This is a genomic window from Paenibacillus lacisediminis, assembly GCF_046567315.2.
In genome coordinates, this window is record NZ_JBKIAX020000011.1 from 165,986 (window position 1) to 191,008 (window position 25,023).

General features: G+C 54.0%; 23 protein-coding genes. 3 read left to right on the plus strand and 20 right to left on the minus strand.

Going from position 1 to position 25,023, the window contains the following annotated elements:
• Positions 1–235: 235 nt before the first annotated feature.
• From ACLD72_RS21125 to ACLD72_RS21205, 17 genes are all read right to left on the minus strand, one after another.
• On the minus strand, positions 236–541 hold the full coding sequence (locus tag ACLD72_RS21125) for a WXG100 family type VII secretion target (RefSeq protein WP_410999296.1): 306 nt from the start codon (positions 539–541) through the stop codon (positions 236–238).
• Between the two features lie 85 nt (positions 542–626).
• A complete protein-coding gene (locus ACLD72_RS21130; protein ID WP_036626770.1) occupies positions 627–917 on the minus strand; it encodes a WXG100 family type VII secretion target in 291 nt (96 codons plus the stop codon).
• A gap of 8 nt (positions 918–925) precedes the next feature.
• Positions 926–5,056 carry a type VII secretion protein EssC gene (essC, locus tag ACLD72_RS21135; RefSeq protein WP_458476138.1) on the minus strand — a complete coding sequence of 1,377 codons (4,131 nt, stop codon included), beginning with the start codon at positions 5,054–5,056 and terminating at the stop codon, positions 926–928.
• Entirely contained in the window at positions 5,049–5,885 is an 837-nt protein-coding gene (locus ACLD72_RS21140) for a DUF5050 domain-containing protein (protein ID WP_410999292.1), read from the minus strand. The genes essC and ACLD72_RS21140 overlap by 8 nt, the downstream gene beginning before the upstream one ends.
• Positions 5,886–5,900: 15 nt before the next feature.
• Positions 5,901–6,131 (minus strand): EsaB/YukD family protein, encoded by a 231-nt coding sequence (locus tag ACLD72_RS21145; protein ID WP_251596676.1) that lies wholly within the window; start codon positions 6,129–6,131, stop codon positions 5,901–5,903.
• An 18-nt stretch (positions 6,132–6,149) separates the two neighbouring features.
• Positions 6,150–6,653 carry a hypothetical protein gene (locus ACLD72_RS21150; protein WP_410999290.1) on the minus strand — a complete coding sequence of 168 codons (504 nt, stop codon included), beginning with the start codon at positions 6,651–6,653 and terminating at the stop codon, positions 6,150–6,152.
• Positions 6,650–7,153, minus strand: a complete 504-nt coding sequence (locus ACLD72_RS21155; protein WP_410999288.1) for a hypothetical protein — start codon at positions 7,151–7,153, stop codon at positions 6,650–6,652. The genes ACLD72_RS21150 and ACLD72_RS21155 overlap by 4 nt, the downstream gene beginning before the upstream one ends.
• Positions 7,154–7,183: 30 nt before the next feature.
• The gene (locus tag ACLD72_RS21160) at positions 7,184–7,408 is read right to left on the minus strand and encodes a hypothetical protein (protein ID WP_410999286.1); all 225 of its coding nucleotides are present in this window, start codon (positions 7,406–7,408) and stop codon (positions 7,184–7,186) included.
• Between the two features lie 38 nt (positions 7,409–7,446).
• Complete coding sequence (locus ACLD72_RS21165) at positions 7,447–8,328, minus strand: hypothetical protein (RefSeq protein ID WP_410999284.1); 882 nt, start codon at positions 8,326–8,328, stop codon at positions 7,447–7,449.
• Positions 8,325–9,308, minus strand: coding sequence for a hypothetical protein (locus ACLD72_RS21170; protein ID WP_410999282.1), 984 nt, complete (start codon positions 9,306–9,308; stop codon positions 8,325–8,327). Before ACLD72_RS21170 ends, ACLD72_RS21165 begins: the two co-directional genes overlap by 4 nt.
• Entirely contained in the window at positions 9,286–10,758 is a 1,473-nt protein-coding gene (locus ACLD72_RS21175) for a CpaF family protein (protein WP_410999280.1), read from the minus strand. Before ACLD72_RS21175 ends, ACLD72_RS21170 begins: the two co-directional genes overlap by 23 nt.
• A 12-nt stretch (positions 10,759–10,770) precedes the next feature.
• Positions 10,771–11,601, minus strand: coding sequence for a hypothetical protein (locus ACLD72_RS21180; RefSeq protein WP_410999278.1), 831 nt, complete (start codon positions 11,599–11,601; stop codon positions 10,771–10,773).
• Positions 11,580–12,449 carry a hypothetical protein gene (locus ACLD72_RS21185; protein WP_410999276.1) on the minus strand — a complete coding sequence of 290 codons (870 nt, stop codon included), beginning with the start codon at positions 12,447–12,449 and terminating at the stop codon, positions 11,580–11,582. The genes ACLD72_RS21180 and ACLD72_RS21185 overlap by 22 nt, the downstream gene beginning before the upstream one ends.
• A gap of 6 nt (positions 12,450–12,455) precedes the next feature.
• Complete coding sequence (locus ACLD72_RS21190) at positions 12,456–13,829, minus strand: hypothetical protein (protein ID WP_410999274.1); 1,374 nt, start codon at positions 13,827–13,829, stop codon at positions 12,456–12,458.
• Between the two features lie 40 nt (positions 13,830–13,869).
• Entirely contained in the window at positions 13,870–16,596 is a 2,727-nt protein-coding gene (locus ACLD72_RS21195) for a hypothetical protein (RefSeq protein WP_458476139.1), read from the minus strand.
• 64 nt (positions 16,597–16,660) lie between these two features.
• Positions 16,661–17,512, minus strand: a complete 852-nt coding sequence (locus ACLD72_RS21200; protein ID WP_410999270.1) for a copper amine oxidase N-terminal domain-containing protein — start codon at positions 17,510–17,512, stop codon at positions 16,661–16,663.
• A 713-nt stretch (positions 17,513–18,225) separates the two neighbouring features.
• Positions 18,226–18,582: a winged helix-turn-helix transcriptional regulator gene (locus ACLD72_RS21205; protein WP_068786320.1), complete on the minus strand. Its 357-nt coding sequence runs from the start codon at positions 18,580–18,582 to the stop codon at positions 18,226–18,228.
• Positions 18,583–18,776: 194 nt separating this feature from the next.
• Between ACLD72_RS21205 and hxlA the strand changes: the two genes are divergently transcribed.
• Together hxlA and hxlB are read left to right on the plus strand one after the other, a co-directional pair.
• Entirely contained in the window at positions 18,777–19,409 is a 633-nt protein-coding gene (gene hxlA / locus ACLD72_RS21210; RefSeq protein WP_410999268.1) for a 3-hexulose-6-phosphate synthase, read from the plus strand.
• Positions 19,410–19,416: 7 nt separating this feature from the next.
• The gene (hxlB, locus tag ACLD72_RS21215) at positions 19,417–19,974 is read left to right on the plus strand and encodes a 6-phospho-3-hexuloisomerase (RefSeq protein WP_410999266.1); all 558 of its coding nucleotides are present in this window, start codon (positions 19,417–19,419) and stop codon (positions 19,972–19,974) included.
• Between the two features lie 233 nt (positions 19,975–20,207).
• On the opposite strand, the gene ACLD72_RS21220 is transcribed toward hxlB, so the two are convergent.
• The 3 genes from ACLD72_RS21220 to ACLD72_RS21230 form a co-directional block, all read right to left on the minus strand.
• Positions 20,208–20,513: a hypothetical protein gene (locus tag ACLD72_RS21220; protein ID WP_458476140.1), complete on the minus strand. Its 306-nt coding sequence runs from the start codon at positions 20,511–20,513 to the stop codon at positions 20,208–20,210.
• 156 nt (positions 20,514–20,669) lie between these two features.
• Complete coding sequence (locus tag ACLD72_RS21225; protein ID WP_410999262.1) at positions 20,670–21,233, minus strand: hypothetical protein; 564 nt, start codon at positions 21,231–21,233, stop codon at positions 20,670–20,672.
• 273 nt (positions 21,234–21,506) lie between these two features.
• Positions 21,507–24,137, minus strand: a complete 2,631-nt coding sequence (locus ACLD72_RS21230; RefSeq protein WP_410999261.1) for a cation-translocating P-type ATPase — start codon at positions 24,135–24,137, stop codon at positions 21,507–21,509.
• Positions 24,138–24,370: 233 nt separating this feature from the next.
• On the opposite strand from ACLD72_RS21230, the gene udk reads away from it, so the two are divergent.
• On the plus strand, positions 24,371–24,991 hold the full coding sequence (udk, locus tag ACLD72_RS21235; protein ID WP_410999259.1) for a uridine kinase: 621 nt from the start codon (positions 24,371–24,373) through the stop codon (positions 24,989–24,991).
• Positions 24,992–25,023: the final 32 nt, after the last annotated feature.

The window sequence follows — 25,023 nt, forward strand, 5'->3', positions numbered from 1 at the left end:
GCCGGACAATCATCCGCGGCCATGGTGTCTTCATCGCAATATCCACTTTTTATCATAAATAAATTGAAGCGGAAATGGAATCCAAAATTCTCATCTTTTGTATGAAAATTCTCGGATTCAAAAGCCACCCTAATATATCCTAAAATTCCACCGGTCATGCCGGGAATTTAAATTTCTTCTCCATCGACCTATGCGCCTGCAAAAACACTAAATAGCCCATAATCCGCCGGCGGTTCTATTTCAGCGCTTTCCGCTGCCGCTCCAGCAACTCTTTTCTCCGCCTCTTCTCATCGGCGCTCCGAACCTCGGACGCCAGCCGGTCAAGACCGAATTTCATATTTTCCATTTCCGCGTACAGGCGTTCCATCGCCCGCTTGGCCTGCTGGTTGTAATCCTGGGTAAAAGCTTTGCCCGCTTGCCCCTTCCACCAAGTATCGATACCGCCAAGTGTGCTTGAGAAACGGCGTTCCATATTTTTCAGATCCATCGCTTCGTTGTGCACTTTTCTGGCGGCGCTGCTGATATCCCCCGGCGAAACCATATTACTCCCTCCCTTAATCGGCCCCTCGTAGGAGAAAAGGCGCGAAGACAGCGGCTATCCTGCTGTTCTTCACGCCTGCTTCCGATTATTTACGAAGTGCGCTCGCAATGTCTCTTTCACTTTGTTCCTTGATATCAGCGATTTTGTTCAGGTTGTTGCTGATGTTCGTTACGCATTCCACCAGCTTGTCCAGGCTTGGTTTCAGTTGGTTGAATTCATCCACAAAAGCTTTAGCGGAGTCCCCTTGCCACCAGCCTTCCACCGATTTGATCTCCCGGTCGAGCTGGTTGATCAGATCGCGGGCATTGTTCCCTTTGTTCAGGATGGACTTGGACACGCTGCGCGCCTGTTCAGGACTAAACGTTAAATTTGCCATTAATTATCTCACCTCCTTTCAAGAACAAGTTCCGGCTTGCTCTCATAAACGCCGGTCCGCAGGCCGGTAAACTTGTTCTTCACGATAAAATAACCGTCTCCCGCCTCAAACTCCTTCTCCTGGATGCCGTAAGGAAGTCTGGCGTTAAACAAGCTTTGCTCCTTCAAGCTGCCGAGCAGAAGTCCGCACTGTTCTTCGCGGATCGCTTTGCCCAAGCCGTCCCAGTTGTTCGCCAGCTCCCCGGTCAAATCGGCGGCCAGGACAGCGGCTTTCATGCCGCGTTCCTGCTTCACGATCCGCTCCAGCAATTCTTTCAGCGAATATTGGTCGCCCTCCGTCAGCTCGCTCAGCTTGTCGATGACAAACACAAGCTGCTTCCAGGAGCGGACCAGCGCCTCGACATCGCCCCCCGCTCTTCGCGTCTCCAACAGCTTGGAGCGGCGTGCGTCAAGCTCTTCCTTGACGCCATCCAGGAACGAATACATATCCTCGATCTGCGCCAGGTCCGTCACATACGGCTCGTTCATGATCGAGTACAGCCCCATCGCGTTCGAATCCAGCGCGTATACGGCGAGCCCTTCTTCGCCCAGGTTCGCGGCGAGCGTGCGGATCCAGGAGACGAGCTGCGTGCTTTTACCGCTCAGCGGATCGCCGCCGACCATCAGCACTGGCGTCGCCATCAGATCGACGAGCACCGGCTGGAGATCCTGATCGCCAAGACCGATAGCGATCCGGCTGCCGCCGACGTCGCGGTTGATTTCGGCCATGTCGATCCGGGCCGGCATGACCGGGATCGGCGTTGCCGCGCGGACCGTTCCGCTGCGGACAAGCGCGGCGTAGCGCTCCAGCGTCTGCTCCAGATCGGCCGCTTTGTACTCCGGCACGGCGGTCTGGAACTCCAGCGGTGGCTTCCCCCGCACCAGCGCGCGGCCGGCCAGCTTGGCCGGTTCCAGCCCTTCGGTGCGGCCGACGATGCCGTCGTATTCTCCCTTGTCCGTCAGCTGCAGCGTCACAGCCATTTTGAAGTTGACGGCGAATTTGTAGCGGACAAGCGAAGCATTGGTGGCGGAAACGGCCATGTAAATGCCGTATTTCGCCCCTTCCCGAGCCAGCATCACCATCTTCTCGTCGACCGACTCATACGTTTCCGACAAGGCGAAATAGTTGTCGATGACGAGCACGATCGCCGGCAGCGAAGCGGGGACACCGGCGGCACTTGAGCTGGCGGCACTTGAGCCGGTGGCCCTTGTCCCGGTAGCACTTGTCCCGGCGGCAACCGCTCCGGCGATATTCGATCCGCCGGCACCTGCCCCGCTGGTAGCAACCGCCCCAGCGATATTCGATCCGCCGGCACCTGCCCCGCTGCTGCCCTGGCCGCCTCTTTCGCGGATACCCGCGGCGTTCAAGCGGTAATCGTTGAACCCGTCGCTCCGGGTGTCCTCGAACAGCTTCTTCCGCTCCTCGATGGTCCGGAACACAAACAGCATAAATTGCTGGATAAGCGATTCCTGCTCCAGCGTCATTACGCCGCCGCAATGCGGAAGCTGTTCCAACGCCCGGAACGAAGAGCCGCCGAAATCCATCACGTAGAGATGGACGTCCTCCGGCGAATATTTATGCGCCAGGGACAGGCACAGCGTTTTCAGCAAATACGTTTTCCCCGTGCCCGGTGCCCCGTACACAAACAGATTACCGTCTTGGGCGAAATCGATGTGCAGCGGCTCCTGGCGTTGGCCCCGCGGATCGTCCAGCAGGCCGATCGGCACGCTGAGCAGATCGCCGCTTGGCGTCCAGCGGCCGAAGTCCGCCTGAACCCCTTCCTCGGGCCGGTAAATATCATCCAGATAAACAGTGTCCGGCAGCGGCGGCAGCCACGGCCCTTTGATCGGCTCGATCCCGTTTGCGCCGGACACCGCGATGATATGATCGACCATCGCCTTCAACTGGGTCGGCATTTCCTTTTTGGCGATTTTCTCTTCTTCGCGCGGATAAATCTGCTCCGCCCGGCCATGCAGCGATACTTCGTAAATGCGCTTGGTACGGTTTTCCCGTTTGAGCAATTCGCCCTCCGGATCGTAATCCGCGCCGGAATACGCCGACTGGAACAGCTCGAAAATTTCGTCATGCCCGACCTGGATATACGCCCGGCCCGGCTCCTTGATCATCGCCGCGTCCGGCCGTTTAATCACGTCTTTGCTGTCCGTTTCGTCCTGCACCTTGAGACAGATCTTAAACTTGGAGTTACTCCAAATTTGATCGTCGACGACGCCGGCCGGCTTTTGCGTGGCCAAAATCAGATGCACGCCAAGGCTTCGGCCGACCCGGGCCGCGCTGACCAGCTCCTTCATGAAATCAGGCTGATCCTGCTTCAACTCGGCGAACTCGTCGGCGATCATAATCAGGTGCGGGATCGCCGGCATGTTCTCCTGCTCGGAGCGGCTCCGGCTGTAATACAGCTTCTGATAACGGTCGATGTTATTGACCCCGTATTCCGAGAATACGCGCTGCCTGCGCATCAATTCGCTTTTGATCGACAGGAGCGCCCGCGTCGTCTCGTTCCCGCCGAGGTTGGTGATCGTCCCGACGAGATGGGGCATCCCTTTGAAAACATCGGCCATCCCGCCGCCTTTATAGTCGATCAGCACGAACACAACGTCATGCGGATGATAGTTCAGCGCCAGCGAGATAATGATGCTTTGCAGCAGTTCACTTTTCCCCGAACCGGTCGTGCCGGCGACGAGCCCGTGCGGGCCGTGTCCGGTTTCGTGCATATCCAGGTAAAACGGGTTCCCCCCGGCTTTGACGCCGATCGGCACGCTCATCCCCTTAAACGGCTTGTTGCGAATCCAGCGCGAGGCCACGTCGACTTCGCCCGCCGCTTTCGCGCCAAGCATCTCCAGCAGCGTCAGCGAGACGGGCAGCGAAAACTGGGCGGCCGTGTTTTTAATGCGCAGCGGCGCCAGCTTCCGGGCCGCCTGGTCCAACTGGGCGAAGTCGGCCTTGTCGGGAAGGAATGTGGACTTCTCCCCGCTTTCCCGGTCCGCCAGCTCCCCGATTTTGCCCTGCAGCAGCACGACCTGGCGGCAGTTCATCGGCAGGTACGCCGCGCCCTGGGCGATAAACACCGACGACACGCCCAATGAAGCGCATTTGTTGTACAAATATTTGTGGATCGGTTCGTTTTCGAGCAAGCTGGGATCCTGAACGATAAATACGTAATGCGGAAGCATCACCCCGCCTACTGTCTTTATCTCCCGATCCTTGAGGACCTGGTACAGCTCGCCGAGCACCTGGTGCGCGATCGCCGGCCCGCACAGCAGGTAACGTGAATCGAAGCCGCCGGACCAGACGTGCGGCAGCGGCTTCAGCCAGCTCCAGCGGTCCAGCGTGTCCTCGGAGGCGAGCACGACGACCCGCACATCGTCATATCCGTGATGGGTCACGAGCTGCAGCAGCAGCTTGGTCACCAGGTCCAAAGCCATCTCTTCTTCGCCGGCGATGCCGCATATTTCCGCCTCCATCAGATTGACGGCAACCGGCACGTCGGGCACCCGTTCGAACTCCAAGGCCAGCCGCTGCGGCTCCATCAGGAGCGGATCGCTCTCCAGAATAATCGCCTGCTTCGTGTAATTGATCCGCCGCGCCGCCGGGACGCTGCCCACGCCGAGGCGCAGGGACAGAAAGTCCGGATACGACGGCGTTCGTTCCCACAGCCGGCGGTCGAGCTGTTGAATGCGCTCCAGGCAGGCGGCCGGCTCCGGGTTCAGCTCGTTCATCGCCTTGATCTGCTGCTCGCGGGCCAGCGTCAGCTCGCTCCGGCAGTCGGCGACGAACTGCAAGTATTTTTTCTCCCGTTCCTTTTTTTTGTTTTTGTATTTGCGGATCTGCGCCGTGGCGCTCGTGAGCGACACGATCAGCGTCATCATCGTCATGGCGATCGACAGCATCATGAACATCGATTGCGACGTGAGCGCCAGCAGTCCCGTAATCACCAGCATGACGGCCGGCGGCGCCAGCAGCGTAAACCAGGAGATTTCCGGTTTCTCATAGGCGTGCGGCGGACCCGGAATCTCCAGCTCCCCGCCCGGCATCTCCGGAAGAAACCGGGGCTGGCGGTTAAACAAATGGTTTTCATTCATCATATTGGCCTCGCGAATTCGTTATGACTTTAGCAGCCTGCCCGCCGGACAAAGACATTTTGTGCCATTCGAAGCGGCTGCTGAAATACATTTCCCCGCCGATCACATGCAGATGATCCGCACTGTCCCCGCAAATCCGGATTTTGCTCCCCAATTCCAAATCGATACGGTAAATCGTATCGCCATGCATCCGGTTGCTGCAGTACAGGTAACGCCCATCCGTGCACAAGCTGCCAGGGACGAGATCGTCATACGCCAGCGCACTCCTCGTACGCAAGTCGAACACGGTCAGCAGGCGCCGATTCTTCTTGTCGGCATAAACCAGCTTCCCCTCCAGCAGCAGCAGCCCGGCGGCGGCGGCATCGGACACGATCTCCCGATCGCTGCCGTCGCTGCGGCAGGTCCGAATCCCCAAACCCGTCGCGTAATAAATTTCGTCCCCCTGCACCGCAAAAGCCTCAACCGCCTCATCGGCAATCCGGCTCTCTTCCCGGCCGTCAACCCGCAAGCGGTACAGCTTGCGGTCCTCTTCGTTGATATAGTAGAGCCAGTCCCCCTGGCGGATCAGCCCGCCGCAGGGAGCCTGCGACACCGGCTCCACAGCCCCCGTCCGGGGATCGATCCGGCAGAGCCGATGGCCACGCTGCTGATCGCTTGCGTAAATGCCTTCTTCGGCCGGGTTCATGAACCAAAAAACGCCGTCCAGCAGCCTTGTTTCCCCGCTTGCGGGATCAAGCCAAAACGTGCCGGCGTAATGGCAAATGTCCGTCAGCAGCAGCTTGCCGCCCGCTGCGAGCACAAGCCCGCTGCCGCCCAAGTGATCGCCCATCGATACTCCCCCTTTCTACACCAGCGTCAGCAGCGCCCCGGCCGCCACGCCTTCCTCCTCCAGCGTCCGGACCGGGTCCAGGATGCGCCCAAGCGGTTCGGCCTGCAAACGATGGCCCGGCGAAACCGCCAAACCGTACGCTTCCGCCAGCATCTCCAGCAGTTCGGCCGTAGTGACAAACGGCGGCACCCACAGTTCCTTGCGGAAGTGGGACGCCTGAAAGGTCACCAGCATTGTCTCATCCATCCGAAGCCCTCCTCCTCGTCAGTTAGTGATCGTCAGCACCAGTACCCGTTCCTCCTTGAGCTGGTAATCGACATCCTCCCCGGCCTCCGCCGCCAGCTTCAAGTATTTGGTCTTGAATTTATAATCGGATACGGCTTCCATCGTGACCTTGGTTACGACTTGCTCGCGCTCCGGGTCGGTCTCCTCGTCGAAATCGAGCCTAACGGTGAAGTCGTTGTATTTGCCGTCGTTGGACCTAAACTCCAGGTCCGTGTTGCTTTCTCCCGGATTTTTTCGGGTGACGTTCATCGCCGCTTCAAACGCATCGGAAAAATACTCCGCAAATTTATCCTCGTTCACCTTGGCATCCAGATTTCGCTGGAATTCGTATTCCAGGCTGCGGTCCCTGGCGGAGCGGGCCGAGTTGGACAGCGCCGTGCCGAGGATGATATTTTCCCGGCCCAAATTGAGCAGTTCCACCAGCGGTTCGATCAAAATTGAAGCAAGGATAACGACGAGCACGCCGATCGCTACGTTTTTCATGGCTCATCGCCCCACTGATCGAGGTATTCGTAATATTCCAGATCCTTGTAATGCTTCAGTCCCGTCGCCGTCAGCGAAAATGAAACCGGGATTTCCCGCTCGTATTTTTTGCCCCAAAGCTCGATGCTGAGCGGATACACCGCCTCGATCGTCACTTTGACCGGCTTCCCCCGCTGTTTGTAAGGTTTTTCGTATTCCGACAGATCCTCGTAATAGGACGCATCGTCATAGCCGATGGCGTCGTCACCGTCCTCATTTTTCGCGATAATCTCCACGTCGTCGGCCTTCTGCCTGTAGACCGGGCGTTCCCGCAGCCGCTCCAGGGCATCGTCATAGTACGTTTGCTTCAAGTAGTTGTCGCTCGCCGCCACCTGGGACACGTTAAACGTCTCGATCACCAGTGTCATGTACCAGGGAAAAAAGTAGATCAGGTTCGTGAACAGCAGGATGCAGACGGTAACCAGTATGGATACGAGGATCGACTTGGCAAAAGCTCGCATGTCAGTCCTCCTGTCTGTCCGAAATTTAGATTACGCCGAACCCCCTGTCAACCCTTCAATCAGCCCCATAAAGTAGTCCCATATATCGTTGACCCAAGCTGGCAAGTTTCCTCTAACGATGCCGACGATTATTCCGATGATAACGATCACAGCCACGGTAGCAGCAATCTGCTTTATGCCGAATTCTCCGGCCTCATCCTCCCAAAACGTACGGATTCCTTTCTTTGGACTCGCCTGTTTTTCTACCTGTTTCATCGTGACAACCTCCCCTTAACTCCTTATTTTTTAGATGTTTATTGAAACATTTGAATGGAATCCATGATCGTAAACAGATAGTAGATGCCGATATACAACGCGAGAATCCCGATCAGCACGAACTGAATCCGGCCGTTGGTCCGCTCCCGCCGCTCCAGTTCTTCCTCCAAAAAACGAATCCGGAAGCTGTCGATTTCGTTTTTGAGATACACCATCTGCGAGATGTTGTCGTAGCCCTTCAGCCGGGTTTCCATCAAATCGCAAAACTTGATGATATAGTGAATCGGCACCCGCCGCTTTAGCTGCTTCAGCGCGTATTCCTCGCCGTATTCGATATTGTCGAGCATCACCCCAAGCTCCTCGGCCATGTCGGCGTTGGCGTTTGGCAGATAGTCGCGGATGACGTCGGCCAAATAAATGTTGATCGACTTCGAATACTGGTAGTACACCATGCTGTAAAACGCCGGAAAATCGCGGGCGATGTTGCGGTTTTTGCGCTCGATTTTTTTCTCCATCTCCGACACCGGGTACAGCCAGCCCAAAATGATGAAGATCGCCGCCACGCATCCGAGCAGCCGGTTGGCGCTCAGGACGACCGCGGTCACCAGCACCGCGCCGCCGGTGTACAACATCTGCTCAAGCCGCAGTTCCTCCGGCGTCATCACCAGATCGAGCCGGTCCAGCATTTTTTTGAACCGCAGCCGCTCCGCGCCGCCAAGCAGGGGCCTGACGTATTTGGCCGCGGCTTTTTTCTTCCAATCCCGCAGCTTCTCCCGGAACCGGGCGTGTTTGCGCTCCTTCAAATACTTGCGGTTGCGCTTCTTTTGCTTGGCCTGAACTGGCTTGAAAATCGGGTAAGCGAACACCTTGACCAGATAAATGATCGACACCAGCGCGGCAAGCTTTGCCAACAATGTCATTTCAGCTCACCGCCAATCCCCAGATCCCCCTGCAAAGTTTGCGTCCGGGCAAAGCTGAGGCAGATGATGCTGATCATCACCGTATTGATAACCTTTCCGTAGCTGGCGTACAGCATAAATTCGCGAAAATCCTTGACAGACAAGGCATATATGAAAAACAACACGATGATCGCGGTTTTCAGCAGAAAATCCCGGTTCATCTTGCGGAAAATCCGGTCTTTACGCGCGTTGATTTCCCGCAGCACGGCGTTTTCGTCCACGATGTCGAGGAAAATGTCGGCCATCCCTTTGCGCTCGTTATATTCGAACACGATGGCCTTTTTGGTGAAATTGTCGAATTTCGGGCCAAGCTGCCGGTTCAGCACGGTGATCGCCTGCTTGAAGGAATACCCGTTGTTATCACAGTTGTCGATAAACTGCTGAAAATACGGGCGGATGCTCGGGCGGATGTATTCGTCGCTTTCCATCACTTTTTTGATCGCCACCAGCACCCCTTCCCGGGCCAGCGGGCAGATGATGTCCTCGGCATCCATGATGCTCTCCAGCTTCTCCGCCTTAATCGCCTTCGACTGCATGGTGAAGTACGTGAGCAGCCCGACGAAAATGGCGATCGTAATAACCACCGACAAGGTGACGTTCTCCATAAAAAGAATGATGACCAGCACCATGACGGCGAAGGCGATACACAGCAAGGAGGTGAAGCTTTCGAGCGTCAGCGGCAAATTGAAGTCGAGAATGAGCCCTTCCACCAGCCGGTTGTATTTGGCGTAGATGTTCTCCTTCCGCTTGACGATCCGCTCTTTTTTGATCCGCTCCACATAACGTTTGGTGTTGTACCTGCCGAGGTATTCCGCCAGCGTATCCAGCATCCCGAGGAAAAAACGCCCCGTGCCTGCGAAAAAACGCACCTCAAACACGGCGTTGAACACGATGAAAGCGGCGATGCCCAGCAGCAGGCTAATGGCTGAAATCGTATCCATCTAAGGCATACTCCTCTATTTCGTCGTCTTCCGGCGGCCGGGCCAAAAATTCGAACCGGCTGCGCTTGATCCCGGCCTTGATCATCGTCTGCTGCACCTTTTCCGACAGCTGCCCCACGCGCTTGTGCTTGCCGATGATTTTCAGCACCCTGTGTGAGCCCTCTTCTTCCAGCACGTCCTCGGATATGAATTTGTAGATCGGGCTCACGATCGGCTCCAGCCCTTCGGAACCCAGCACCTCCGAAATCGAGGTCACCTTCCGGGTGCCGTCGGCCAGCTTTTCCTGGAAAACGATGAACTTGACCGCGCTGCAAATGTTCCGCAAAGCCAGCTCCGCCGGCTCGTTGGAGGCCATCAGGTAGGCGGTGAGGAAGCGGTAAATCGCTTCCCGGTCCCCTTCCGCGTGCAGCGTCGTGAAGAAGAAGTGCCCCGTCTGCGCCGCCCGCAGCGCGGTGGCGAATTCCCCCGGCGTCCGCAGCTCGCCCGGGCCGATCCAATGCGGCGACTGGCGCATCGCATTGATCAGCAGGTTCTCCATCGTCGCCGGGCTGGCATCGTCCTCATCGGGAACGGATTCGTACTGCAGCACGTCGTTGATGACCCGGCCGTGCTCACCGCCGCCTTCCCGGCGCAGCAGCCGCATTTCGGAAGGATTTTCGATCGTGATGATCCGCGACAGCGGGTTGATTTCCTTGACCAGAATCTCGTTCAGGGTCGTTTTCCCGCTCCCTGTCGGACCTACGGTAATCCAGGACAAATCGGCCTTCGGCAGCAGGGACAGCAGCTTGAACATATTGACCGAAAACGACTCGTTTTTGATCATCGTTTCCGGGGTAATGCTCTTCTTGCTGAATTTCCGGATCACCACGGCCGGTACGTCATACGGCGAAATGTCCGCATGGGTGGCATTCACCCGGTACCCTTCGATCGTCCGGGCGTTGACCATCGGCACCTTCGGGGTCAGCCGGACCTTGGAGACGCCAAGCAGCTTGGAAATGATCCGCTCCAGATGCTCGCGGTCGATAAAATGCGGCTCCCAGGGCAAGGTTTTCCCGCCGGTTTCGACAAAAATCTGCTCCGGTCCGTTGATGCGGATCTCGTCGATCGCCGGATCCTCCATCGCCTTCGTGATCGGGCCGTAATGGGTGATCTCGTCAGTCAGCGCATGCTTCAGCGCGGCAAGCTCGTAATACCCTTCCACGACCGGCTTTTGCGAATCGACGAACTCGTTGATGAAGGCTTTCGTCATTTCCCGCTTGCGGGCCGGGTCGGTTTCCCGCCGGAAAGCATGGGTGGCCACCTTCGTGATGTATTTCTGGCAGAGCTCCAGCGCCTCTTCGAATTGAATGGTCGTGTATTTGTTTTTTAACTCGTCCATATCTTCTTTTTTGCCGCCGCTCTGCTGCGACACTTTTTGCTGCATTTCGCTGACTTTGGCGCGCGTAAGCATCCTTCCACCCCCTTACTGCTTTCCCAGAATATCCGCGAGCCGCTTCAATTCCTTCATGAAATATTTGTTCACCAAGGCACTGTCCCTAACGTACAGTTTGCCTTCGAGCGATGCGGCATAGGCGGCTTTCACCAGCGGTACCGCCGCGGCGATGTTAAAGCCGTACTCGCGCAGGCCCTTGTAATCGTATTTTAGATCCTGCATGTTCATCAGGATAACGCTCGTGAATTTGGCGGTGCTGATTCCCACCGAAGCCGCGAAATCGAGCAGCCTGACCATGTTGCTTAAGGCCTCAACCCGTTCGGACGCGGTGAAAAAGCCGATATGCGAGCTTTTCATCGCTCCGAGGCACAGCTCCAGCGGCGGATTGTTTGGGATATCGAGCAGAATAATGTCGAACATCCCTTTCAAGGTGCCGATCACCCGCTCCAAATGCTCGAATTCGAAATCGAGATACTCCTCGATCAGATCGTGGGGACTGGGCGCCAGCAGATACAGCCGCTCATATTTCGTCCCCGTAATCTCCTCCCGAAAATCGACCTTGTCGCTTTTTAATACCCGGAGCAATCCTCTCCCTTGCTTAGGCGGCTCCACGTCCAGGTAGTGAAACAGGTTCGGCTGAAACGTCTTTAAATCGACGATGCACGTATTCAGGCCCTTCTGCGCCAGCAAATATCCCAAATTGCTGATCAGGATCGCGTTGTCGGCGAGATCGCAGGCCGGAATGAAGCCGATGACACTGTAGATGAGCTTGCTGTCCTGGAGCTCCGCCCCGCCAAGGTAATCCTTTGGCGAGATTTTTTGCAAAATCCGGTCGAGCTTCAGTTCTTCTCTTTGATCCATGACTCCACCTCATTTTGCAGCGTCGGCAGTTGATCCAGGATAACGTCGCTGTTTTTGCGGCTCAGGATCGTGATCAGGTATTTCTTCCCGTTGTAGCCGTTGTATTTGGCAAAGTTGTCGATCTGCTGTTTGGAGCCCTCTAGCAGCAGCGCCCGCGGCTGGATGCTCTTCATGAACTCCTGGCTCTTCATCACTTCCTGCCGCTTATCCTCGCTCAGCTTGAGCACCTCTTTGTACACTTCGTATATCGAGTGGCTGCTTGCGTTCAGCATATCCTTCACCGTGATTTGATCGAACAGCACCTCGGTCTTGATCGCCGTGCTTGTCCCCCCAAAATTGGGGTTGCCCGAACCTGAGCTTTCCTCCTTCTCGTAGGAGACGCGGATTCTGACGGTGTCCCCCGGCATCAGGATATCGCCGCCGGCCTCCAGGAAGTTGTAGGGCAGGGTCAACACTTCGTGTTTCTCATCGAGCTGGTACAGCCATTCGTTTTTGAGCGGTTTTTCTTCCCGCAGCTGATCTTTATACAAAATGCCGTCGTCCCGCAAATAATACTCCGCGTATTTGCCCACAACCGATTCCTGGTCTGCCGCCAGCACCATATCCTCGGTATACTCCTTGCGGATGAGGGCGTATTTGCGGATCATCTTTTCGGTAATCACCTGATCGGCCGGAATGCCGCCGTCGTGATCGACGCGAAGGATTTCCACCGTGTCCTTGGCCGCCTCGTTGGCGTTGTTGAGCACGATGAACGAGACGATGATCACGGTAACGCTGACGGCCAGGGCCATGATTTTTTTGAAAATTTTGCGGTTTGGCGAAACGCTTTTGATCGTCGTTAAATCCATCGAGTGTTACGCACCTTCCATCAGTCTTAGAAGCATATGGCCGAAAGCTTGCTCGTACTCCGGCGCGAGATTCGTCAAAGCGATCTCCGTCTCAATCTGGGAATCGAAGCTGTTATTGTATGGGACATGCCCCGCGAGGTTCATTTCGTATCGAAAAACGTCGCTAAGTCCGCTGGCCAGCACTTCGCCCACCCGCTCCGGCGCAAACAAAGCGTCCTGGAACCGGGAGCGGTCGTTGTATTTGGTCACGATCACCTTCGACTTGGCGTTGAGATAGGCCGCCTTCTCCGCGTCCAGGACCACCTCGACATTGCGAATCGTGCTGAGCACCGCGTGCAGATTGTTCGGCACGCATAATCCAAAAATATCGATGTGGATCATCGTTTCCCGGAACTCCCGGAACAAATCAAGCGGCATATCAAGCAAGACCAGGTTAAACTTCGTCCTTAGCAAAGAGAGCAGGCCTACCAGCTTGTCGCTGGTGTAGAACTGGTCCATCAGCCTATGGTCCTGGAACGAATAGCCGAGCGTGGTCAGCCACAAATTATCCTTGATGCTGCAGGCCGTCGTCATGTAATCCTGGGGCCGGGCGAGCGTGCGGATCAGGGAGGCGCTCATTTCGTCGTATTTATTGCTTTGTTCATGGAACCTGCCGAAATACATGTTCATGCTCCGGTACTCCGCGTCCATGTCGATGATCATCGTGCTCAATCCGCGTTTGCTGGCTTCATGCGCCAGGTTCACCACGGTGCTGGTCAGTCCGCTGCCGCGGTGCCCGGTAATGGCCACGACCCGGCTCATGCCCCGGCTGATCCCCGCCATCCGTTTTGTCAGAGGATCGGTGGCCTCGGGCCCGGCCTCGCTTTTTTCGGTTTTGGAGCGGAAGCGGCTGAAGAAGGATCTTTTTTTCTCCGGCTTCGCTTCCTCCTCCACAGGCGTGTCCACGGGAGCCCGCTGCGGTTTGGAAAGCCGTCCTCCGCTTCGCCCCGCGGCCAGCTCATCCAGCACAGAGCGGATCAGGCCCAGCGGGATTCGCGGATCGTCGCAAACGACGATCCGCAGGTCAGCGTACTTCTGCAGGAGCGGCTCCAGTTGCTGGGACCTAAGCGGGTTCCTGGTGAGCAGACAGACCGGGACCTGCGCCCCGCGGCGGTCGCTGAACCATTTCAAGGCTGCGTTTAGTTGGCCCAGATCCGTCTCCTGGTTCCCCGAAAATGCCTCGTCGGTCAGCAGCACGCCATCCAGTGCCGGGTTATTCTCCAGAAGATAGCCGGGCAAATCCTGTAACGTCAGCGCATCCGCCTGGGCAGCTTCCCGTCTGCCTGACAAGTAACCCGACACGATTCGATGGAATCCGCCGGAAACGATGAGAATTGCCATAGGTTAGTAATTCCTTCCTCCCTTGTCCGATCTCCCCGTCTTAGTCGTTCAAATCGTCAAACATCGACCCGACCACCGTGACCTCGATGTTATCGAGCACATTGACCCCCTGCAAAGTTCCGAGCTTCTTGTAGGTATGGCCTCCTCTGGAGAGCGGAGCGTCATTGATCCAGGCTTTGACGTAATACTTGCCGTTTTGCATATTGGCGTGGGTGTAGACCGGGATATTGTCCGGGTTGATCTCGATTGTAACGGTCGTCGTTTCGGTAATTTTGTACATCTTTTTCTGCTTGTCAGCGACGTATTCCCGATACTGATAGTTCTCCTTGCTGCCTTGCGTACTGGACTCGCTGTAACCTTCGAGCACCCGTTTCCAATACTCATGCGTTTTGCTCTCGTCCTGATCCTGGGAGTAAAAGATTTCCTCGACGTCTTTCTTATACCGCGATTCGTCGTCTTTCCGGTCCAGCACATTCAGCAGCGTTTTGCCGTCTACCCCTTTGGGCTGCTCTGCCGTCAGTTGGCCGGCTGCTGCTTTGAACCCTCCGCCCTTTGCGGCCAGCGGCTCATTGGCGATATTGACCGCTTTTTTCTTGCTGTTGATGTAGATCAGATTCGTTTCGTAACGGAAGGAATCGATCAGCGTGTCGACCATATCCTTGTGATCCTGCGTATCGTCGGGCGACTGCTTGTACATCACGGTTTTGACCGTAAACGTGTAACTCCCGGCCGGGTTGAAATAGTATCCCGATTTGACCGGGTACGCATATTTTTGCAGCTGCCGGTCGGTGGCAAATACCGCCTTGTCGTACAGCGATTTTTTGTTGGTCTTGTCCTTGGCCGCTTCGCGCGCCTTCTGGTACTGCTCCGCCATCGGGCTTTCACTCTTCCAGGCGACGTCAGCGCTGGCCTGCTGGGTGAACGTGCGCTCGTATTGGCCGGGAACGGCCGTCCAGTTGTAAGGCTGGCCATTCTCGTCGATATGCTTCATCCAGCGGATGACGTTATACGAGTAAGGTTCGTTTTCCCAGAACAGCTTTTTGGTTTTGGAGTCTGAAGTATTATTCTCGATCTCATTCTTGTACGTATGTTTCCCAAGTTCCTTAGTCCCGTTGTAGACGTAGACGTCGTAGACTTCCCTGTCCTCCCCGGAATCGAAGTCGGCGTGGGCCGTACCCTGCCTGATCTCGATATGACATCCCCCTTCGTTGCAAACCTTTACTTTATATTCATACTTTCTGCTGACAGAACCGTTATAGGACACCGTTCCGCTTCTGCGGACAGGTACATCGGGTTCCCGCTTCAACCACTTGCGGTTTACCGGATCGTCCCCGAAATCCTCGCGTTTAATGGTGGAGTGAACAATCGGATTCCGCGAAATCCATGCACTCGGTTCGTCGACCAATGGATTACCTTCGACTTTGAAATCGCGAAACAAATCCTTCGTTTCGTTGTTCACCTTAAGTTCACCCGTCGCATTACTAACCCAGTAAGCGTCCGGCCGCGGCAGCGTCAAGGCGGCGGCAATCGGATTCCCGTTGTTTAATGGAAACTTCACTTTGGTGGACAGCACGTCGTAATTCAGCGGTATCGGCTTCAATAGTTTTATTGCCAGCGGGTTGGAATCGAGCACATTGTTGCCCAGGATCGTTTCTTTGGGCATTTTCCCGTCTTCATTGACCTTAAACCGAATGCGGACGTCGCTGTCCGGCATCGTAAAGGTGGCGTAAAGAACAACACCCGTTCGATTCTTGATTTCGAAAGCACCGGATTCCTGATTGGCATGACCGGAAAACGACAGGTGGTCGTCCTGCGCGGTCAGCTTTGTTCCGTTTTTTTGCGTCAAAGTCCACGAATAGTTGGTCGTTACCGGATCGGCGAAGGTAGAATTCACCCTTACCGCCACCTGGACTTGTTCGCCCTTAGCCGCTTCATGCGGCAATTTCTCAAACGATGCCGACAAATCGGACTCCAACAAAGCGTAAGGGGCGATCGGGATGTCCAAATACGTCACGCCGATACTGCTGTCCATATAGACGGTACCAAACCCCCAAGAAAACATGGTCGGGGGCTGCAAGACATGGACATAATCGATCCAGTTGCCGCCCTTACTCGGTTTGGCGCCCTCTTTATATACGTCAGCTTTTGCATAATCAGAGTCTTTATTGTCGTACATAAATTCGGAGTAAGGTATTCCCGCGTACTCCGTATTTAGTCCTTGAATAATAAGCTGTTCAAAAGTTCCGTCGCTAAGATATTTGTTGGCAGGGTCTTTGTATTTGTCAAAACGATTTGGACGAATCCCATACTTTTCCGTAACCCTCGTTTTATTCCAAGGTTCAGGAATTAACTCAAAATCCTGAATTTGGGTCCCGCTCCAACCAGCATCCCAAGGAAAATCGTCGGAAGAAACGGATTGCCCGTTTACGCTGAACCCGCTGTACCGAACGGCCAGTCTGCCTTTATGGACCAATTCGTCTCCATGATTCGAGCCGTAAACCATTTGAAACGTGTTGTTTTTTCGCGCTTCTCTTTCAGTTTGTACCGGCGGCGGATTCAATCTTTTTTCGATCAAATCCCTCCGTAACTTGAGCGTCTTGCCGTCCTTAGGGATACTCTCGGGAAAGTAATTTTCGAGGCCATAGTACTCCTTCATATCCCGATTAATTCTATGAATCGCTTCCTCAACCGTCGTCGGCCGCGTATTCTCCGCCGCTTCCGTGTTATCCGCAGCTTGAGCAGGCGGAAAGGGAAATGTTGCCGTCAAAAGTATTAAAACTAATATCACACCAAACCATTTCACGCTGTTTTTCATATTCGATACCCGCTTCTTATTCAACTATATAATTCTTGGTTTCGTAGACTTGTATCGCAATCGGATCGGAGGTATTCGACCCGACCGTAATGACATAATTGCTGTCTTTGAACACCTTACCCTCAAGTTCTTCTCTCCAATTGGTTTTCTTTTGAATGTGCTGCATAATGGCCTCAACGGTTTTTTTATCCACCTTCTGCAAGAGAATTTCTTCTACTTCCTTGACTTGCATTTTATAATCGGCCCCCCTCATCTCCGGGAACGATATTAATAATGACAATACAGGTGTTTCCGGCTCATTTGTTCCCTTATCTATAAAAAGTTGAGATCCCGTATTATGCTTCACGATAAAGCCGTGCATGTTTTCCTCCACGACCTTGTTGCCGCCCGGCTCCTTCTCTTCCTTCGGATCGAACGCAGTATCGCTGATGTACGCCGTACGCACCGCGCCGTCCCACTTGGTATAGGCGCCCAGCCCTTCGCTGACAAAGCGGATCGGCACGAACGTTCGGCCATTGATCCGGCGCGCAGCCGTGTCCATCTGTTTTGCTTCCCCGTTAACGTTATATAGCGTCTGGCCTATCACCAAAGTGATTTCGTTGTTTTCCAGCCGGATCGTCACCGTTTTGCTCTCCGGAGCCCACTTTACATCGGCCCCTAACGCCTCGCTGACAAAACGGACCGGGACCTGCACCCGTTGCGCCTTATCCATAAACGGCTTCGCATCCGAAAAGTCGAGAGGCTTCCCCTGATATTCCACACGAAGCGGCAATTCTACCGCCGCCGAAGCCGCGCCCGGCACCCATGCCAGCACAGAAATAAGACATGCCAATACCCCTATCGTTTTTTTCATCTTGCTGAAATTCATTTTGCAAAACCCTCCTAAAAAGCTTAAAATACCTGTTTAACCGCGCTAAATTTATTCCTTGCATCCTAAGGGGTATGACTATAATACCAACATATTCCAGCTACCTGGGCTACCAAAATTATACACGGCAAAAAATACCTCCGGTGAGGGCTGGAAGTCTTGATTTATTGGTGCCTTTGCGCTAGTTCTGGAGAAATTCACTAAGCCCTAAGACTCAAAAATGCGAATATTTATGCAAAATGAAATTTTTTGACATGTTTTTAAATTAAGAAAAACGCCTGGCGGCGTCCTTAAGTGGCTCTGACTTCTACTTTGGAGCGATTGGAGACTCTTCCAAACTTAGGACGCTGCTCTAACGGACACCAGCGACCTTATCCGCCCATTTCCCGGGTATTTCCCAGCCTAACGGACACAGGCGACCCTATTCCGCTCTAAACCCGTTCACCCAGGCCGATTTGAGTTAAATAACGTCATCTGTGTCCGTTACATTCTGCAAACCTCCGTTTTTTCGAAAATAACGGCTCTGGTGTCCCTTAGCCCCCAGGTCCCTTTTCTCCTCCCCTCTCTACCTGCGCACCGCCCTCTACCATGCCCGAAATCTTATAAATTCTGGCCTGTAAATAAAAGCCGCCCCGAAAGCAGCTTCGCATAAAACAAACTGCCTTCGGGACGGCCCGGAATGGTTTATTAAATTTTGGCGGCAGGGAGCGCGTTTACTCCGCAATAACCTCCTGATTTTTTAACACATTGATTTTATAATTCATGCCCCATTCATACATGGACTCCAAGATCGGCATCAGGCTTTGGCCGTGTTCGGTGAGCGTATACTCCACTTTGGGCGGAACCACGGGATACACCTCACGATGGACGATGAGATCCTCTTCCAGCTCCCGCAATTGATTGACGAGCATGCGCTGGGTAATTCCGGGAATGAGGGAACGGAGCTCGTTGAACCGTTTGGTCCCCTCCTTGCCAAGATGCCACATGATGAGCATTTTCCACTTGCCTCCAATGATATGCAGGGTCAGCTCCTTTTCGCAGTTAAACGTTCTTTCATCAAATCTTCCCACGTTATCTCACCTCCAATCCCATCCTACCACAAAGAGGAGAGTACAGTATACTTTAGGACAATAGGTGCTAATCAAGTACATATAGTCATTTTCAAGTAACTATATGTTTTTAAAGTGCGTACTTACATCGTTTGCAGTTCACGGTTATGATGGGCTTACGTTCACCACATTCTAAATCATCGGGAGTGATAATCATGGAATTGCAGTTGGCGCTTGATCTTGTCAACATCCCTGAAGCTAAACAAATTGTCGCCGAGGCGCAGGAGCATATCGATATCGTGGAAATCGGAACCCCCGTGGTCATCAACGAAGGTCTCCGCGCGGTCAAAGAAATTAAGGAACAGTTCCCGTCATTAAAAGTGCTGGCCGATTTGAAAGTGATGGATGCCGGCGCATACGAAGTGATGAAAGCCGCGGAAGCCGGAGCGGATATCGTAACCATTCTGGGGGCGACGGACGACGCCACGATTCGGGGCGCTGTGGAAGAGGCCAAAAAACATAACACAAAAATATTGGTCGATATGATCAACGTAAAAGATATCGAAACCCGGGCCCGGGAAATCGACGCATTGGGTGTAGACTACATCTGCGTTCATACCGGTTACGATTTGCAGGCGGAAGGCCAAAGTCCGTTTGAGCAATTGCGGATCATCAAAAACGTCGTGAAAAACTCCAAAACAGCGGTGGCCGGCGGAATCAAGCTGGGCACCCTGCCCGACGTAGTCAAGGCGAATCCCGATCTTGTTATCGTCGGCGGAGGGATTACCGGACAAGCCGACAAAAAGGCCGCGGCCGCAGAAATGCAAAGATTGGTCGCTCAGGGGTAATACGCGAATGGATACCGTGCAATACGCTGCAAAAATTATCGAAGAACTGCAGCATTCCGTCTCCTTTATTCAGGAAGCCGAAGCAGATCGGTTGGTGGACCGGCTGCTCCAGGCCGATAAAGTGTTTGTGGCCGGGGCAGGCCGTTCCGGGTTCATGGCGAAATCGTTTGCCATGCGGCTGATGCAAATGGGCCATAACGCCTACGTCGTTGGTGAAACGGTGACCCCCAGCATCGGCAAGAACGATGTGCTGGTCATCGGTTCCGGCTCCGGAGAGACGAAAGCATTGGTTAGCATGGCGCAAAAGGCGAAAACGCTGGATGCCGGGGTAGCGCTCGTCACCATCTCCCCCGAATCCGCCATCGGGAAATTAGCCGACGTAATCGTGCGCCTGCCCGGTTCTCCGAAGGATAAAGAGCTAAGCCGTTACAATACGATCCAGCCCATGGCCTCCTTGTTCGAACAAACGCTGTTGATTTTTTACGATGCGGTCATTCTAAAATGTATGGAACGCAAAGGGATCACGGGCAGCGAGATGTACGGCAGGCACGCAAATTTGGAATAGCGCGTAGACCTCGAATAACACTAAACCTGGAATACACTAAACCTGGAATAACGCCGCAAAGCAGGCCGGACTTTTGGACGGCCTCGATTTCGTTGCTTTACACTTTGTAGTTCATTCGGCATAGGGTATCAATAGCGCACATATCCTCTGCCACATCTTGCCCCTGGAATGATTCGCATGTCATAGGACATGCCTGAGCCAGAGTTTTCTCATTCGCGACTATAGTCGTGATTTTACGAAAACTCGTTATCAAACTTTCTCCCCTCATCTATCAAAGCGGTTATTTGTATCCCATCCATCAGCCCCTGCCTATACATGATCGAATAAACCTTTGATATTCTTTCATTTTGCAGTTCCTCGTATTGATACAACTTGGATTGCTTGTCCTTAGGCAAACATTGAAGCATTTCATTGAATAACAATTGCAATCTCTTTGATTTAGCACGATACTCATCTTGGATCGACACGCCATTCCCAATTTCATCAGTGCGCAGCTCTATCAGCTCATTCAAATAACTTCTTATCGTTTCCACGACCATCACACTCCATCCCCAAGTGATGCCCATATTATATCAACGCGAAAAAATATTTTATACGATCACATTGACATCAAATTGATGTCACCATACTCACATTGCGCTTAGAACAAGGGATTTTTGAAAAAAATTATATTCATAGCCGATAAAAATAAACGCTCAATCGCAAAGCAAATTGAATATAGAACCTGTTTCGACTGACTGGCAAAAATGCGCTTGATCGGCTTTACGGCGACGATTAATTGCATTTTGTGATTTGCACTTAATCAAGCGTTGTGGCAGCATTTGCGGATAAATAGCTGTACTTTTTGCAACAACTTCAACGATAAAATCGAGATAACTCGCCGGCTTAATCCGTTTATGTATACAGACACATATAGCGACAGACCCAGGAGTACGAGAGTATCGGTCTTCTGAATTAGCTTCTATCATTTTTAAGAATTTGGTATAACAAAACCGGTAGGCGGACGAGGTGAAGCTACCCCGAAGGGGGGAGGCCGTGTCCATTCTTGAATTGTGCTTGAAACTGTTGGACGGGGTGTCGAGGCTGGTCGGGGTTCTGACCGGAATTAACACGTTACTTACCGCCCGCAAACAGGCGCGAGACAAGAAAAACCACCGGGAATAGGTTGGCCGCCTACCGGTGGTTTTTCGCCTGAAAATCTCGCCGTGGTTGCCCATCGGCCCTTGTCTGCCGCGATCCAGCATCACGGCATTTTTCATTTTACGTATTTTCTAAGCACATTATACCACAAGCAGGCCTTACGTAAAAGCTTGATCCGCCGCGAGAAAAGCCAGTGATCTTGAATGCCGCCGAGGTGGGGTCATTTCGGTTTCGTTAAATGCCTATTTAGAAGCCCCGGTTGCCGTCATCGCGGTATTGACCAGCTAGTATAACCTAAAAACCCCTCCTTGGAAAAAAACTTCTCCAAATTGAGGGGTTATGCACGTTTGAGGGGTTAAACACGTTTTCAGAATTTGTTCTATTATAGAGGGCTAAGCTTCCTTCGGTTTCGCCATGCGAATGAATACTTTGATCACCTCGCTCAGCAGCAGCGGGATAAGCGCCAGCCCAACGACGACGGCCCAATCCCCCAAGCTGAGGTTCTGCACTTGGAAGGCGGCGGCCAAAAACGGAACCGTGATGGAAACGAACTGTAAAAACAAACCCGCGAGGACCGCCCAGACCAACAGCTTGTTGGAAAATAAGCCAACGGTAAAAATCGACTTCGTGGCGCTGCGTTTCGAAAAAGAGTAAAACAGCTGCGAAGCCGCCAAGACGACAAACGCCATCGTCCGCGCATAGGTCATCACGTCTGCGGGAATATTTTCCGACCTTAGTCCGTATCCGTATTCGCGAAGGCCCACGTAAAAAGCGACCAGCGTCAACGCCCCAATCAGCATGCCGCCGATCACGGCCCGCACTGCGGCGGCGCCGGCGAAGAAACTCTCCTTCGGATCCCGCGGCTTGCGTTTCATCACATCTTCCTCACCCGGATCCACGCCAAGCGCGATCGCCGGCAGCGTATCCGTCACCAGGTTGACCCAGAGCAGTTGGGTGGCCAACAAAGGCAGCGGCCAGAAAAATACGATCGACGCCAAAATCGCCACGACTTCCCCAAAGTTGCAGGCCAATAAAAACGTCACCGTTTTGCGGATGTTGGCATAAATATTCCGGCCTTCCCGGATCGCATGGACGATCGTCGTAAAGTTATCGTCGGTCAGGATCATATCGGCAGCGCCCTTCGATACATCAGTGCCGGTAATGCCCATGGCCACCCCGATATCGGCGGTTTTCAAGGACGGTGCGTCATTCACCCCGTCCCCCGTCATCGAGACGATATTTCCCTGGGCCTTAAACGCTTTGACGATCTTGACCTTGTGCTCGGGAGACACGCGGGCGAACACGCGGACATTTTGGATTTTCCCGGCAAAAGCTTCATCCGTCAGTTCATCAATTTCCGCGCCCGTCATGCTCTGCTCCAGCAAGCTGGCGATTTCCAGCTCCTTGGCGATCGCCACCGCGGTATTCCGATGATCGCCCGTGATCATGACCGGCGTAATCCCGGCCATTTTCGCTTCCCGAATCGAGTCCTTCACTTCGGTCCGCGGCGGATCGATCATGCCCACAAAGCCGAGGATCGTCAGATCCTGTTCCATTTCCTCCGGGGACAGTTGGCGGTCCGTGTCCTTATAGGCTGCACCAAGCACCCTTAGCGCGTCGTCCGACATTTTTTCCGCCGCCTGCAAGTATTGGCCTTTCAGTTCCTCGGTCAGCGGCACCACTTCCCCCTTGACGACGGCCGAAACCGAAATCCGCAGGAGCTGGTCGATCGCCCCCTTCGTATGAACGCGGTAGCCCTCCCGTGTCTGATTTAAAGTGGACATCAGCTTGCGGTCGGAATCGAAAGGTTTTTCGTCCATCCTTTTATATTCTGCTTCAAGCGAACGCTTCAAAATATTATGCTGTTCGCCGTAGGCAACCAGGGCGATTTCCGTGGGATCGCCGGTTCCCTGGCCGTTCTCGTAGGTAGCGTCAGAGCAGAGGACGAAGGTCTTGATCATCTCCAAAGGCGGCTCTTCATTTAAAGGGGTGGCGGTAAAATACTCGACCACCGTCATTTTATTTTGCGTCAGCGTTCCCGTTTTGTCCGAGCAGATGATGTTCACGGAACCTAACGTTTCGACCGCCGGCAGTTTCTTCACAATCGCGTTAATCCGCGACATGCGGGTGACGCCAAGCGCAAGCACGATCGCCACGATGGCCGGAAGCCCTTCCGGAATCGCCGCCACCGCCAGGCTGATCGCGGTAAGAAATAATTCGAACAGATCGCGCCCTTGGATCAGCCCGATCACGAATATCAGCACGCAGATGCCGATGGCGATGTAACCGAGTATTTTGCCGAGCTCTTCCAGCTTTTTTTGCAAGGGTGTGAGCTCCCGGGTGTCTTCATCGAGAATTTTGGCGATTTTGCCCATCTCCGTATCCATGGCCGTCGCCACGACGACTCCTTCGCCGCGCCCGTAGGTGACCAGCGTCGACATGAACGCCATATTGGTCAGATCGCCGACCGCCATCTTCGGGGCCTCATGGATGTCATCGGCGTTTTTATCCGCCGGCACGGATTCCCCGGTCAAAGCCGATTCCTCGATCTGCAGGTTGGCGCTGGCCAGCAGGCGCAGATCAGCCGGAATGTAGCGCCCGGCATCAAGGATGACGATGTCCCCGGGCACAACCTCCCCGGAGTCGATTTCCTTCGCCTCGCCGTCGCGGCGAACGAGCGATTTGGGCGCCGTCATCCGCTGCAGCGCTTCGATCGCTTTCTCCGCTTTTTGCTCCTGGATCACGCCGATGACCGCGTTCAGGAGCACGACGGCCAGGATGATCACCGCATCCATGTATTCCCCGACAAACAAGGTCACTACGGCAGCACCCAGAAGAACGTAAATGAGCATATCTTTGAGCTGGGCCAAAAAGAGCGACAACCTGCTTTTTTTCGGTTTGCCCTTCAGCTTGTTCGGCCCGTATCGGCTTAACCGGGCTTTGGCTTCCGCGCTTGTCAAGCCCGGCCCCGGGTCGGCTTGCAGCTCCCGCAGCACGGCTTCCCGGGATTTTGTATGCCACATCGGCAGCACCTCTTATTCAGGATATATTCAAAATGGACTCTACTATTATTTATTGTAAACCTGTTCCATCCATAATTATGAGTACCCTCATGAAATTGAATGAGCCCCGCCACAATTTTGCCATGATTTAAAAGTGCTCCAATGGCCTGCATCCAGATGAAAAAAGCACGGCGCTATGCTACAATACTTGAATGTGTTAACGGGAATTTGTTTAGGAGGGTATTTGAATCGCCATGCTGATTATAGGTATCGCCGGCGGAACCGGCTCCGGTAAAACCACGGTGGCCCGCTCGGTTATTGAGCAGCTTGATACGGATAAAGTGACATTCATTTCGCAGGATAATTACTATAAAGATCAAACGTATCTGACGATGTCCGAACGGGAAAAGACCAACTACGACCACCCTTTCGCCTTCGACAACGAACTGCTCGTGGAGCATCTCGCCCTGCTGAAAAACGGACAGGCTGCTTACGCGCCGGTATACGACTTTACGATCCATACCCGGTCCGACAAAACGATCATGCTGCAGCCGAACAATATCGTTATCGTCGAGGGACTGTTCGTGCTGTACGACGAAAAGCTGCGGGGCCTGCTCGACATTAAAGTGTTCGTGGACACCGATTCCGACGTCCGCATCCTCCGCCGTGTGTTGCGGGATATCGAGGAGCGCGGCCGCTCGATCCATTCCATCCACCAGCAGTATCTCGCCACTGTAAAACCGATGCATGAAGCTTTCATCGAGCCGTCCAAAAAATACGCCGACCTGATCATCCCCGAAGGCGGGCATAATGAAGTCGGCATTCAAATGCTGACGATCCTAACCGAAAAATATTTATCCGGAGGCGCCCGGTAAACCCGGACCGCCTCTTCTTTTTGCGCGGGCGC